This is a genomic window from Streptomyces niveiscabiei, assembly GCF_001419795.1.
Lineage (GTDB): Bacteria > Actinomycetota > Actinomycetes > Streptomycetales > Streptomycetaceae > Streptomyces > Streptomyces niveiscabiei.
In genome coordinates this window covers 1-12482 of the sequence record NZ_LIRL01000344.1, presented here as the reverse complement: position 1 = coordinate 12482, position 12482 = coordinate 1, and the positions used below count along the sequence as shown (strand labels likewise).

Here is a 12482-nt window from a genome sequence, read left to right as displayed (position 1 = left end):
GGGGTACGGGGGTAGGGGGGTATGGCATACCCGGGTATGTCATACCGGGGTACTGGAGAGGGACGCGCGGTCCGCCTCAGCCCGCGAGCTGTGCCTCGACCGCCGTGACGACGTCCGTCGACTCCGGCTCGGTCTGCGGGGAGAAGCGGGCGACGACGGAGCCGTCCCGGCCGATGAGGAACTTCTCGAAGTTCCAGCGGATGTCGCCGGTGTGGCCCTCCGCGTCGGCGAACCCGACGAGCCGCTCGTACAGCGCGTGCCGGCTCTCCCCGTTGACCTCGACCTTCTCGGTCATCGGGAACGTCACGCCGTACGTCGCGGAGCAGAACTCCGCGATCTCCTCGGAGCTGCCGGGCTCCTGGCCCATGAACTGGTTGCAGGGGACGCCGAGCACGGTGAAGCCCTGCGCCGCGTACTGCTCCTGGAGCTTCTCAAGACCCGAGTACTGCGGGGTGAGCCCGCACTTGGAGGCGACGTTCACGACGAGGACGACCTGACCGGCGTACTGGGAGAGGTCGGCGGAGCCGCCCTTGAGGGAGTCGATCTCTACCTGGAGGGGGGAGGTGGCGTTGTTGGTCATGCTTCGGATGCTACGTCTACGGCCTCGGTGCCCCCGCCACGACCGCGTCCCCGACCTCCGTCCGCACGTACAGCACCGACCTGCCCACCCGCCGCCGCTCCACCAGCCCCGCGTCCCACAGCACCCGCAGATGCCGGCCGACCGAGCCCAGCCCCTGCCCGGTGACGGCGACGAGCTGGGTCGTGCTCATGGGCTGCCCCAGCAGCACCAGGACCCGGGCCCGCCCGGTCCCCAGCAACGCGTCCAGCGCCCCGGCCCTTCCCGCCCCGCGCTCCTCCGTGAGCACGCCGACGCAGGGGTAGACGACCGCGTACCGCAAGGACTCCTCCCACGCGACCCACCCCGTCTGCGGCGTCACGGGGACGAGGACCAGTTCGGCGCCCGAGATCTCGCGGGGCGGATACTCGTGCCGGTTCACCTGGAACGTGCTCTCGCCGAGCCAGCGGGTCCCCGGCCGCAGGGAGTCGAGCACGGCCGCCCAGCCGCCCCGGCTCACCTGGTCCAGCCGTACGGCGATGTCCGCTTCGAGGACGTGCCGCCTGCGCTCCCAGTAGAGGTGGACGGCCTCCTCCCACACCCACTCCATGAGGTCGGCGGCGCGGTCGGGCAGGTCGTCCCGCACTAGTACCTCGGGCAGCTCCCCGGCGAGGGCCATCCGCAGGTGGGCGTGGGACTCGGCGACCCCGGCGGACCGTACCCGTAGTACCTCGGTGGCGAAGTCCTCTCCACCCCGGGGTGGAGGCGTCAGGAAGTCGGCGATCCAGTCCCGGCCGAGCCCCGCCTTCACGAGCAGCGCGGTGACGGGGTCGGCGGCGAGGCGGGCGCGGTACGCGGGCAGGTGCGCGGCGAGCCACCGGCCCTCCCCGGGATGCCGGCCCACCCCGGCGTGCAGCAGCTTCAGCGCGGCGAAGGTCTCGGCGAGGGGGGACAGCACGAACCGGCTCCGGGCGAGCGTGTCGGCGTTGACCTGCCACAAGCCCACGAACGACCTCCTTGCCGGGCGGGATTCTCCGCGAGTGCTCGCGCGAGGATTCTCCGCGTGGGCTCGCGCGAGGATTCTCGGCGAGGGCTTGCGCGGGATTCTCCGCGAGGGCCCGCACGACCTTTCGCGTACCCGCGAAACATTAACCACCCCGCCCCGGCCGCCCCAAGACTCCGTCCATGACCGGCGCACCCACCACGACCGCTGCCCCTTCCACCACCCCGTACAGATCCCTCTTCGCGATCCCCGAATTCACCCCCCTCTTCCTCTCCTCCGCGACCCACGTCGCCGCCCAGACCCTGGCCGGTCTGGCCCTCGGCACGCACGTCTACCGGGAGACGGACTCCCCCCTCCTCTCCGCGCTGAGCATGTTCGGCCCGTCGCTGGCGCAGGTCCTCGGCGCGACCTTCCTCCTCTCGGGAGCCGACCGGCTGCGCCCCCGCGCCACGCTCGCGGCGCTCTCCCTGGCGTTCGCGACGACGACGGCCGTGGTCGCGGTCCCCGGCCTCCCGCTGGGTGCCGTGTTCACGGTGCTGCTCCTCCAGGGCCTGGTCTCGGCGCTGGGCGGCGGGGTCCGCTGGGGCCTGCTGAACGAGATCCTCCCCAACGGGGCGTACCTGACCGGCCGTTCCCTGTTCAACATGATGAACGGCCTGATGCAGATCGGGGGTTACGCGACCGCCGGCCTGCTCCTCACGATCGTCAGCCCGCCCCAAGTCCTCGCGCTGGCCGCCCTGTTGTACGTCACCTCCGCCGCGATCACCCGCGCGGCCCTCGCCGAACGCCCGCCCCGCACCACCGGCCGCCCCACCCCGGCGGAGACCTGGCGCACGAACGCCGAGCTGTGGTCCTCCCGGCCCCGCCGCCTCACCTACCTCGGCCTGTGGATCCCCAACGGCCTTGTCGTGGGCTGCGAATCGCTCTTCGTCTCCTACGACCCCGGCGCGGCGGGCACCCTGTTCGCGTGCGCGGCACTGGGCATGCTGATCGGTGACGTGACCGTCGGCCGGGTCCTGCGACCCGCCGTCCGGCGCAGGGCGGTGACCCCGCTCCTGCTGCTCCTGGCGGCGCCGTACGCCGTGTTCGCGTTCCATCCTCCGCTTCCGGTCACCGCTGGGGCGGCGGCGCTCGCGTCGATCGGCTTCGGCGCGAGTCTGGCGCAGCAGCAACGGCTGATGGACCTGACGCCACCTCAACTCAGCGGCCACGCCCTCGGGTTGCACTCCTCGGGGATGCTCGCCCTCCAAGGGCTCTCGGCGGCGGCAGCGGGCTCCCTGGCCCAACTCGCCGGTCCCGCCCGGGCGATGGCGGTGATGGCGGCGGTCTCGGTGACCGTCACGCTTGCTCTCCACCTGGCCGACAACGGGCGTCGAATCCGGCGGTAAGGGGGAGAAACCAGGAGCCCACGCCGAACGAACGGAGTCTCCTGGATGAGCGGCGCGCTGCAAGACCTCCTGGTGAACCTCTCCTCCGCGTCGCTCGCGTTCGCGGCGGGCTGGTCGTTCGGCAGGGTCCGTGACCTGTGGCGTTTCCGGGACACCCGGGGGTTCTGGAAGCCGTTCACCGCGCAGGACCTGAAGATGGTGACGTCGATCTTCATCCAGGAGGAGCACTACATCTGGGAGCGCTCGGGCCTCGTCGGAGTGGGGGACGTCCTGGCCATCAACGAACTACGGCAACAACTCCAGCGCACCGGCGTGAAACACCTCCCCCTCACCCCGAGCCACCACCTCACGGGCCTCGAACGCCGGGCCAACCTCATCCTCGTCGGCGGCCCCCACTCCAACCGCGTCACCGCCGAGGTCGTCCAACGCCTGCCGCTCACCTACACGTTCGGCCCCGCCGAAGAACACGACGCGCGAATCACCGACGCACGCACCGGCGAGATCCTCTCGCCCGCCATCACCCCCGACAACCAACTGGCGGTAGACCTGGGCATCTTGGTCCGCGCCCCCAACCCCTTCCAGCCGGACCACCACATCGTCATCCTCGCCGGCAGCTTCGGCTTCGGCACCAGCGCCGCCGCCCGCCTCCTCTCCGACCCCGACTTCCTCAACCACCCCCTGGTCTCCAGCGGTTCCCCCTTCGAGGCGGCCTTCTCGGTGGAAGTCGTCGGCGGCGAACCCCAACGCATCGACCTCAAGGGCCTGAGGGAACTGGACACGGCGGCACGGAGGCCGACCGGGGCGTGATGAAGGCTGGTGAAAGGGGCGGCCGGTAACGCAGAACAGGCGGCTCACTCACCGTTCCTCCGGCACACCCCCCTCCAGCAGCCGTTCCCCGATGTCGTCGGCCCACAGTTGGGCCCAGCGTCGAAGGCGGTCGACGTCCGGGCAGGCTGTGAACTCCGTGTCGTCGAGCCATTCCGTGCGGACCAACCTGCCCTGGAGGTCGGCGAGTTCGAGGCCGTCGCGGCTGTGGCGGCGGCCGAGTTCCTCCAGTTCGGGCCAGCTCCAGAACTCCGCTCCGGCGGCGACGCGGACGAGGTCGCGGGCGTAGCCGCGGTGGACGAAGTCGCGCACCTTCACGCCCATGGCGTCGGGGAGGGAGAGGGCGAGACCGGAGGGGGTCTCGACGGGAGGGCGGTGGAGGACCTCCTTGCAGAGGGAGACGGAGGTGTCCGCGACCGTGAGGCGGGCGAACAGGGGTCCTTTCTCGGCGACTTGGGCGTCCCATCCCAACTCGGCCAGTCCCAGCGCTACTTGGGAGGCGATCCACTCCAGCCGCGACGGATGCTCGGTGGCCGTCCCGACCCCGCGCGACCAGCCCACCACCCCGTGCGCACGCAGCGCGCAGCCCCCCGTCAGGGCGAGGGGGTACGGCGACCCGACGGCGAGGACATCGGCCGCCAGGGACCGCTCGGTGAACATGGCTGGATTATGCCGGGGATACATGCCCACCCGGGGGGCGCGCGACCAGCGAAACGCTCCTCACCGGCAACATCGGCCGTTCCACGGGCACTTGACGCACCCGGCACCCGCCCTGACCATGAGCCCATGAACGCGATGTCCGACGAGATCGCAGTCATGCTGTCCGCCGACCGGCAGGAGGAGGCGTACCGCCACCACCGAGAGCTCTTCACCCAGCCCCTGTTCGCACAGGACTGGCGGGCGCGGCCGACGGACCCGGGGCGGCGCGCGTACGAGCGGTACCTGCGCCTGCTGCCGAAGCTGCGGCCCATGGAAGCGGCCTTCGACGTCCGCGAGCTGGTCAACCTGACCGAGTGGGCGACGACGGTCGATCCGCACCTGGCGCTGCTGCTGAGCGTCCAAGTGAACCTGGCGCTGGGCACGTTGACCGAGTACTCGCCGCTGTCCGGCGAACCCGAGCGCACCCGCCGCCGCATGCTGGAGGGCCGCGCGGTCGGCTCGTACGTCGTCACCGAACTGGGCCACGGCAGCGACCTCGGCAACGTCGAGACGATCGCCGAATTCGACTCGGACACACGGGAGTTCGTGCTGAGCACGCCGTCCTCGACGGCGGTCAAGTTCATGTCCAGCACCGCCCCGCCCCCGCTCGCCGGAGTGTCCCGCTTCGGCGTCGTCCTGGCCCGCCTCAGGCTCTGGGGCGAGGACCGGGGACCGTACGCCTTCCTGGTCCACCTCACCGCCCCCGACGGCACGGTCATGCCCGGCGTCACGATCCGCCGCCTCCCCGACAGACCCGTCCTCGGCATCGACAACGCGCTGACCCGCTTCGACGGCGTCCGCGTCGGCCTGGACTGCCTCCTCTCGCCGGAGGGCACGCACGTCACGCCCGAGGGCGAACTCGTCGAACCGCTCCCCGACAACAGCCGCACCTGGCGCGCGATCAGCAGAGTCCGCACGGGCCGTATCGCCGCCGCGGCGATGGCGGCAGCGGCGGCGCGGGCCGCCCTCTCCATCGCCGTACGCCACGCCGCGCAGCGCGAGATCGAGAGCAAGGCGGGCGGCCGTATCCCCCTCGCGCACGTCCGCTCCCACCACGGCCGCCTGCTGGACGCGCTGGCGGAGACGTACGTCGCGACGCTCGCCGTCCGCGAGGCGTCGTGCGCGTTCGCCGGTATCCCCGACGAGTACGCCTCAGGGGTGACGGACGAGATAGCTCTCACGAAGTACTTCGTGACGACCGTCGCCGCCCGCGCCTGCGACGAGGCCCGCGAACGCCTGGGCGCGCAGGGCGCGTTCGCGCACAACCGGATCGTCGAGTACCGCGCGCTGCGGGACGCGGTGACCACGGCCGACGGCGACAGCCACGTGGGCGCCCTGCACGCGGCGTACCGTCGGCTGGCTCTCCCGGAGGAGAAGGGTACGACCCGCTGGGACCCCGCCCAGCCCTGCGGCGCGGACACCCCCGACCTGTGGCTCAGCTGGCTGGCCGTACGTGAGGAGTACCTCCACCGCAGGGCCCGGCGCCTGCACGCGACGTCCGGCGGCGACGCCCAGGTCCGCTGGGACCGCACCTCGCACGCGGCGCTCGCGGCGGCGGAGGCGCACGCGGCGTACCGGGCGGCCGAGGCGCTCGCCCGCCGCACGGACGGCGTCTCCGCCGCGACCCGGCGCGTCCTGCACGACCTGCTGGCCCTCTTCGCGGTCCGTCAATGCCAGTCCCACGGCGCCGACTTGCTCCCCGACGGCCCCTTCCCGGCCCTGACCGAACCCCTCCCGGCGATGGCGGACCGCCTCCACGACCGCCTCGCGCCCCACCTGCGCACGCTCACGGAGGCGTTCGAGCTGCCGACGGGGCTGCTGGGCACGCCGTTCGAGGCGCCGGAGGGGTTCGTCTCGCACTACGCGCGGGCGCTGGACCCCGCCGGGGAGTGAGGGCGGGGGAGCGCCGGCGTGGCAGTGCGTGCCAGGCACTCAGTGACACCGGGAAGCGCGGTTCGGCAGGGCCCGCGGTGGGCATGCCGACGGCACGAACCATACCGACGAGTACGAAGCGTGCCGCCGGGCCCGGGAGAAGGGTGCGCGAGGCCGCGGCCGAACCAGCGAGCGCACGGGGCGCTTAGACCGATGATCCGACTTGCCTCGCGCGCCGTTCCCGCGCGCCCCCGTGCACCCGAGATGGATACCCGGCCCTTGGATTAGGTCGGCGCGGGTTGTTGCATGGGTGCCTTCCAGCACCCCTACGACCTCGGAGTTTTCCCGATGACTACCGCCACACTCGCGCCCCTCTCCCCCGTCCTCGCGTCGGACAGCCCGTTCGTTCGGCGCCTCCGTCGTATGAGCGGTCTGAAGGCGATCCAGGAGTCCGCGGCGCACGGCACCGGGTTCTTCCCGTTCAGTGACGGGCTCGGTGTCCGGGTCCAGATGGCCGAGCGCGGCCGGGTGATCCTGAGTGCCACCCCGACGGACGGCCACAGCAGCTGGCCCGGCTTCACGCACGGCGGGTTCACCGCGACCCTGTGCGACACGGCGTGCGCGCTGGCCGCGCTGTCGACCGTGCGGCGCGGCACCAAGGCCGTGACCGGCAACTTCAGCATGAACCTGCTCCAGCCGGTGCCGGCGGGCAGCTTCCGCATCACCTGCGTGGGCAGGGCGACCCAGACCCAGGGCCCGCGCATCCTCGCCCACGCCGACGTCACCACCCCCGACGGCACGCTCCTGGCCCACTCCACGGCCCTGTTCCTCACGAAGGACCTGATGGCGTAGTACCCGTCCCTCCGTCGTACCTGTCCCTCCGCAGTACCCCCTGACACGTTCTCGTAGCCTCCCGAAGCCGCAGGAACGCCACCCGGCGTCCTGCGGCTTTCGCATGCCCGCACCCATCCCCGCGGCCACCCTCATCTCCGGCGAAAATAGCGCTCGTTACGCGAATCAACGACACGAGCCACGCCAACGGCACTGCGTGCACACCGATTTGGGCGCGGTCCTTCCGGTGGAATGTCACCGAGTGCCCGGACGCCACGACTGCCCATATGGCGGTAGGCAGTTGCTCCAACTCGGGGGGCACGGGTGCGGACGAAATTTCCAACGTTCGGCGGAAGGCCCCGCCCCGCTCCACCCCGCCTCAGCCGCTCCTGCGCGCGGCCTTGTCGAGATGGCTCTTCAGCGTCGTCGTCAGCGGCACGGTGTCGAGCGCGGTGAAGAAGCGCGGTACGGCATGGCCGGGCAGCCGGTTCGTGCACCAGGACACCAACTCCCCTTCGGACGCGTCCGATACGACCTCCGCCGCCACCACCGAGCCGACGAACGGCGCGGTCCGCGCGAACACCCGCGCCCAGTGCACGTCCGGGTGGGCGAGCAGCACGTCCCGCACCTGTCCGGCGGACAGCCTCAACCCCCCTACGGTCAGCTGGTCCTGGCCGAGTCGCCCGCTCAACACCACACGCCCGCCCACGAATTCGGCCCGGTCACTGGTCGCGATCCACTCCGGCACCCCGTCCGCGCCGTGCACGGGACGGACGTACAACTGCCCGTCCCGCACGCGCAGTCCGGGCTTCGTACTGTCCGTGCGCTCCAGCCACTCGACGGGGAACCCGGCCTTCCCGTCGTGCACGACGACGCAGGTGCCCGCCTCGGTGGAGGCGTAGATCCAGGTGATCCGCGCGGCGGGGAACACGCCCCGCAGCCGGTCGAGGAGCGGCTGGTCCACCGGCTCGCCGCCCAGCGTGATCTGCCGGGGCCGGAACTCCGCGAGCCCCGGATCGGCGGAGGCCAGCGCGAGCCGCCAGAACGAGGGCGTCGCCGACACCGCGTCCACGCCCTCCGTGAGCGCCACCGGCAGCCACTGGTCGGGGCGCGGACCCGGCGCCGTCACGAGGTCCTGACCGGGGAACGCGAGGCTGAGCGCGACGAGTTGCCACCAGGCGTACGTACCGGGGGAGTAGGGGAGCAGCCAGCGGTGCGGCGCCGGGGGCGCGGCGAGCGTCGTCAGCGAGGACAGCGTGTGCGCGAGCAGCCGGGGCCGGCCCGCGCTCCCGCTGGTCGTCAGCCAGATCCGGCCGGGCCGCGCGGGCCGCCCCTCGGAGAACCGCCGCAACTCCTTGTACAGCGTCTCGTCGACCCGGTCCCGCGCGACGACCAGCAGCTCGCCGGGGTTGCCGAGATGGGCGCGGGCGGCCGTCAGCGCGTCGAGCTGGCCGTCCGCGAGGACGACCGTGCGCCGCTCCAGCGGGGGCGGGTCCAGCCGCCACCAGGTGCCCCGGAACCCCTCGCAGACGATCCGGTTCTCCAGCGGGTCCCCCGCTCTCGCCCCCGCCCTGCGGCCTCGGCGTTCCCCCGGAGCGACGCGTCTGTGCGGCATCCCACGACTCCTTTTGGCCACGCCGGTCCCGGGGCACTGGACGTGCGCCGGATTCGGGGCGCTGGACGTCCCCCGCCACACCTATCCCGTCATACCCCTCCCCCGGAAGGCGTACGGCAGGCGCTCAAGTGGCAACCGTCCCCCGGCCGCCACCGGAGATGCCCCCGCCTCACCCTTCCGCTGGATTGCCGGGCCGGGCCCTGACGGTGAGCGCCGTACCGGGGACGGCTGACGGCGCGGCGGCCGGAAGCCGCCGCGCCGGGAGACCGCTACGGCGCCACCGCGCGCCCGGTCGACGGCGAGATCGCCCCCGGACACAGGCCGCGCGACGCGAGGTTCTGCGCGATCCGGGGGATCGCGGCGCGCGTGTTGGCCGGCCAGTCGTGCATCAGGATGATCTGGCCGCCTGTGAGCCGCCCGACGGCGGCCACGATCGCGTCGGTGCTCGCGTTGTTCCAGTCCTGCGAGTCGACGTCCCAGATGATCTGCCGCAGCCCGTACTTGGCCGCCACCGCCTGCACGGTCGCGTTGGTCTCGCCGTACGGCGGCCGGAACAGCCGGGGAGTGCCGCCGCCCGCGTTCGCGATGGCCTGCTGTGTGCGGGACAGCTCCGAGTCGACCTGGGCCTGCGGGAGTTGGGTGAGGTGGGGGTGGGTGTAGCTGTGGTTGGCGACCCACATCCCCGCCGACACCTGAGCCCGCACCAGCGCCGGGTAACTCGCCGCGTTCTGGCCGGTGTTGAACATCGTGGCCCGAAGGCCGCTCGCGGTCAGGGCGTTCAGCAGCGCCTGCGTGTTCCCGCCGGGGCCGTCGTCGAAGGTGAGACCGACGTACCCGGAGCAGGCGGCGGCCTGGGCGGGAGCGGCGTTCACCGCGAACCCGGCCAGCGCGGCAACCGCCGTCACGGCTGCGAGAGATCGTGCCGAGCGCATTGCGTCAACTCCCTCAGTTCACCGTGATGTTGGAGTTGCCGCTGCTCCGGTAACCCTCCGTCGCCATGATCATGTAGTAGTTGAACGACCCGAGCCGCATCCCGGCGCGCGCCCACGCGTCGAAGTGGTTTCCGGCCGTGATGGTCCCGCCGGTGCGCTTCTGCTGCCGGACGCTCCAGTACTGGTTGAAGGTCTTGACGCCTTCCACGGACGGGGCGTTGTAGCGGGTGGTCTGGTAGATGTCGTAGGTGCCGCCGTCGCTGTTCACGGTGCCCTTGTAGGTGCCCGTCGGGCGGTAGGTGCCCCAGTTGTCGACGATGTAGTACTCGACGAGCGGGTTCGCCGTCCAGCCGTAGAGCGTGAGGTAGGCGTTCCCCGACGGGTTGAAGCTGCCGGAGTAGTTCACGGTCCTGCGGCTGCCGTTGCTCCAGCCCTTGCCGGCCACGAAGTTGCCGGTGTTGCGCCACGAAGTGCTGTAGTTCCCGCCGTTGTTGAGGGTCATCGAGACGGTGCCCTGCGAGTCCGTCCAGAACGAGTAGTAGTACCCGGAGTTGGTGCCGGTCTGGTTGGTGGTGACGACCGTCGCGGCGTGCGCGGTGCCCGGCATGACGAGGGCGACCAGTGCGACCAGAGCTGTTGTGCAAACGGTTGCTGCGAAGAGCCTGAAGCGGCTGAGAGGGCCGCTGCGTGCGGGTGCGGCGTTCATGGCGTGCTTCCTCCTGGTCCTCCAGAGGTAAGGGTGCCTGACGGGGGACAGTGTTGGTATGACCCCGACAACTGTCAACAGTTTCGGTAGACGGCTCGAAACATTCGCACCTGTCATGCCTGATCAGCGCGCGTAGCACGGAGGCAATGCGGTTACTTGCCCCAGGTTGCGGCCCGCGAACCTCGAATGTTTCGCCAGCCTTCCGGTCAGTTTTTACCCTCGGGGAATCCCCGCCCGCGCTCCAGGACCGCCTGGACGATCTCCGCGATGTCCGCCCGCCCGATCGGGGTGTCGTCGAAGAAGTTGTGCAACGTGAACCCCTCGATCAGCGCGTCCAGCGCGCGGGCCGTCAGCGGGTCGAAGTGCCGGGCCAGCGCGTCCCGGCTCGCCCGCATCCAGCTGTTCAGCACCGTCCGCAGCTCCGGCGTGCGCGCCGCGAACGCGTACAGCTCGAACGTCAGCAGCGGGTCGCGGTCGCTCGTCCACAGCGTCCCGCTCATGATGTCGACGACCGCGTCGCGGGCCTCCTCCGGCGTCCGCGCCGCCTCCAACTGGGCGCGGTAGTGCGCCGATACGGTCCTGGCGAGCCGCGTGAACGCCTCCGTGAGGAGCTGGTTCAGATCGCCGAAGTAGTACGTCACCGACCCGAGCGGGACGCCCGCGGCGGCGGCGATCCTGCGGTACGTGACGCGGATGGCGCCCTCCTCGGCGACCACGTCCAGGGCGGCGGCGAGGATGACGTCGCGGCGGGAGGGGGTCTCGGGTGAGGTCATGTCGGGAAACGCTTTCTGCCGCCGTGAACTGGCCTGTACATTTGTCCAAGCCGCTGGGTGAGGGAACCCGACCGGCAGCCGGCCCCACACCCCGGAGAGGCATTCTGATGGATCAGGCTGTCCGCAAGCGCCGCCGCGCGCTGTTCGTCTTCTTCCTGCTCGCCGGGACCTCGATGTCGTCGTGGGTGACCCGCACCCCCGCGATCCGCGATCAACTCGGCGTGTCCACGGGCGAGATGGGCCTCGTCCTCTTCGGCCTCTCGCTCGGCTCGATGCTGGGCATCCTCTGCTCCGGCCGCCTCGTCTCCCGCTTCGGCACCCGCCCGGTGATCCTCTGGGGTACGGCCGTGCTGGTCGCCGGCCTCGCGACCGTCGCCGCCGGCGTCCTCGCGTCGTCCACGCCCCTCGTCACGGCCGGCCTCTTCCTCTTCGGCTCCGGCATCGGCGGCGGCGAGGTCGGCATGAACATCGACGCGACCGACGTCGAACGCCTCACCGGCGTCACCACCATGCCGACCCTGCACGGCTGCTTCAGCCTCGGTACGGTGCTCGGCGCGGGCGCCGGCATCGCGGCAACCGCCCTGGACGTACCGGTGCAATGGCATCTCGCCGGCGCAACCGCCCTGGCCGTAGGGCTCCTTGTGTACGCGTTCCCGGCGATTCCCGCCGGCACGGGCCGAGTTGAGGAGACCCCCGCCGCCGACACCGACCGCCCCCGTACCGCCGTGTGGAAGGACCGCAAGCTCGTCCTGATCGGCACGATCGTCCTCGCCATGGCCCTCGCCGAGGGCTCCGCCAACGACTGGCTGCCCCTGATCATGGTCGACGGCCACGGCATGGACGAGGCCGCCGGGTCCCTCGTGTACGCCGGGTTCGCCGCCGCGATGACGCTGGGCCGGTTCAGCGGGGCGTACTTCCTCGACCGCTACGGCCGCGTGAACGTCGTCCGGGCCAGCGCCCTCTCCGGCGCCCTCGGCCTCCTCCTGGTCATCGTCGCCGACAACGCGGCGATCGCCGGAGTGGCCGTACTCCTGTGGGGACTCGGCGCCTCCCTCGGCTTCCCCCTCGCCCTCTCCGCCGCCGGCGAATCCGGCCCCGACGAGACCGCCCGCGTCAGCCTCGTCGCGATCATCGGCTACCTCGCCTTCCTCGTCGGCCCACCGACCCTCGGCTTCCTCGGCGAACACGTGGGCCTGCGGCCGGCGATGCTCGTGGTCCTGGCCTGCGTAGCCTGCGCGGCCTTCGCCGCGCCGGCGGTGGATACGCGGGGGCGGCGGGAGGC

Annotated in this window: 11 protein-coding genes and 1 pseudogene; 5 read left to right on the top strand and 7 right to left on the bottom strand. The window is 71.7% G+C overall.

Translation table 11 applies throughout. The annotated features are described in order from the left end of the window. Positions 1–76: 76 nt before the first annotated feature. Together AOK24_RS17615 and AOK24_RS17610 are read right to left on the bottom strand one after the other, a co-directional pair. On the bottom strand, positions 77–580 hold the full coding sequence (locus tag AOK24_RS17615; protein ID WP_055721030.1) for a glutathione peroxidase: 504 nt from the start codon (positions 578–580) through the stop codon (positions 77–79). A 16-nt stretch (positions 581–596) separates the two neighbouring features. Continuing rightward, the gene (locus AOK24_RS17610) at positions 597–1562 is read right to left on the bottom strand and encodes an ArsR/SmtB family transcription factor (RefSeq protein WP_055721029.1); all 966 of its coding nucleotides are present in this window, start codon (positions 1560–1562) and stop codon (positions 597–599) included. Positions 1563–1741: 179 nt separating this feature from the next. On the opposite strand from AOK24_RS17610, the gene AOK24_RS17605 reads away from it, so the two are divergent. Together AOK24_RS17605 and AOK24_RS17600 are read left to right on the top strand one after the other, a co-directional pair. Next, entirely contained in the window at positions 1742–2947 is a 1206-nt protein-coding gene (locus AOK24_RS17605; protein ID WP_055721028.1) for an MFS transporter, read from the top strand. 45 nt (positions 2948–2992) lie between these two features. Next, a complete protein-coding gene (locus AOK24_RS17600; protein ID WP_055721027.1) occupies positions 2993–3754 on the top strand; it encodes a hypothetical protein in 762 nt (253 codons plus the stop codon). Between the two features lie 48 nt (positions 3755–3802). On the opposite strand, the gene AOK24_RS17595 is transcribed toward AOK24_RS17600, so the two are convergent. Then, on the bottom strand, positions 3803–4432 hold the full coding sequence (locus tag AOK24_RS17595; RefSeq protein WP_055721026.1) for a hypothetical protein: 630 nt from the start codon (positions 4430–4432) through the stop codon (positions 3803–3805). 126 nt (positions 4433–4558) lie between these two features. On the opposite strand from AOK24_RS17595, the gene AOK24_RS17590 reads away from it, so the two are divergent. Both AOK24_RS17590 and AOK24_RS17585 read left to right on the top strand, forming a co-directional pair. Beyond that, positions 4559–6364: an acyl-CoA dehydrogenase family protein gene (locus AOK24_RS17590; protein ID WP_055721025.1), complete on the top strand. Its 1806-nt coding sequence runs from the start codon at positions 4559–4561 to the stop codon at positions 6362–6364. 327 nt (positions 6365–6691) lie between these two features. Next, positions 6692–7195, top strand: a complete 504-nt coding sequence (locus AOK24_RS17585; RefSeq protein WP_010350078.1) for a PaaI family thioesterase — start codon at positions 6692–6694, stop codon at positions 7193–7195. A gap of 358 nt (positions 7196–7553) precedes the next feature. Here AOK24_RS17585 and AOK24_RS17580 read toward each other — a convergent pair whose 3' ends face one another. The 4 genes and pseudogenes from AOK24_RS17580 to AOK24_RS17565 form a co-directional block, all read right to left on the bottom strand. Next, positions 7554–8789 (bottom strand): AMP-binding protein, encoded by a 1236-nt coding sequence (locus AOK24_RS17580; protein ID WP_055721023.1) that lies wholly within the window; start codon positions 8787–8789, stop codon positions 7554–7556. Positions 8790–9061: 272 nt separating this feature from the next. Next, a pseudogene (locus tag AOK24_RS17575) lies at positions 9062–9721 on the bottom strand (polysaccharide deacetylase family protein); the annotation flags it as partial. Between the two features lie 13 nt (positions 9722–9734). Beyond that, a complete protein-coding gene (locus AOK24_RS17570) occupies positions 9735–10427 on the bottom strand; it encodes a glycoside hydrolase family 11 protein (RefSeq protein WP_055721021.1) in 693 nt (230 codons plus the stop codon). A gap of 206 nt (positions 10428–10633) precedes the next feature. Beyond that, positions 10634–11200: a TetR/AcrR family transcriptional regulator gene (locus tag AOK24_RS17565; protein ID WP_055721020.1), complete on the bottom strand. Its 567-nt coding sequence runs from the start codon at positions 11198–11200 to the stop codon at positions 10634–10636. 107 nt (positions 11201–11307) lie between these two features. Here AOK24_RS17565 and AOK24_RS17560 point away from each other — a divergent pair. Next, positions 11308–12482: MFS transporter (locus AOK24_RS17560; RefSeq protein WP_055721019.1), on the top strand; the 1175-nt coding region annotated here is incomplete at its 3' end.

Excerpts from the sequence above, each read along its gene's own strand:
- AOK24_RS17615 (WP_055721030.1), bottom strand. The coding sequence starts at position 580 with ATGACCAACAACGCCACCTCCCCCCTCCAGGTAGAGATCGACTCCCTC.
- AOK24_RS17605 (WP_055721028.1), top strand. The coding sequence starts at position 1,742 with ATGACCGGCGCACCCACCACGACCGCTGCCCCTTCCACCACCCCGTAC.
- AOK24_RS17600 (WP_055721027.1), top strand. The coding sequence starts at position 2,993 with ATGAGCGGCGCGCTGCAAGACCTCCTGGTGAACCTCTCCTCCGCGTCG.
- AOK24_RS17595 (WP_055721026.1), bottom strand. The coding sequence starts at position 4,432 with ATGTTCACCGAGCGGTCCCTGGCGGCCGATGTCCTCGCCGTCGGGTCG.
- AOK24_RS17590 (WP_055721025.1), top strand. The coding sequence starts at position 4,559 with ATGAACGCGATGTCCGACGAGATCGCAGTCATGCTGTCCGCCGACCGG.
- AOK24_RS17585 (WP_010350078.1), top strand. The coding sequence starts at position 6,692 with ATGACTACCGCCACACTCGCGCCCCTCTCCCCCGTCCTCGCGTCGGAC.
- AOK24_RS17580 (WP_055721023.1), bottom strand. The coding sequence starts at position 8,789 with ATGCCGCACAGACGCGTCGCTCCGGGGGAACGCCGAGGCCGCAGGGCG.
- AOK24_RS17570 (WP_055721021.1), bottom strand. The coding sequence starts at position 10,427 with ATGAACGCCGCACCCGCACGCAGCGGCCCTCTCAGCCGCTTCAGGCTC.
- AOK24_RS17565 (WP_055721020.1), bottom strand. The coding sequence starts at position 11,200 with ATGACCTCACCCGAGACCCCCTCCCGCCGCGACGTCATCCTCGCCGCC.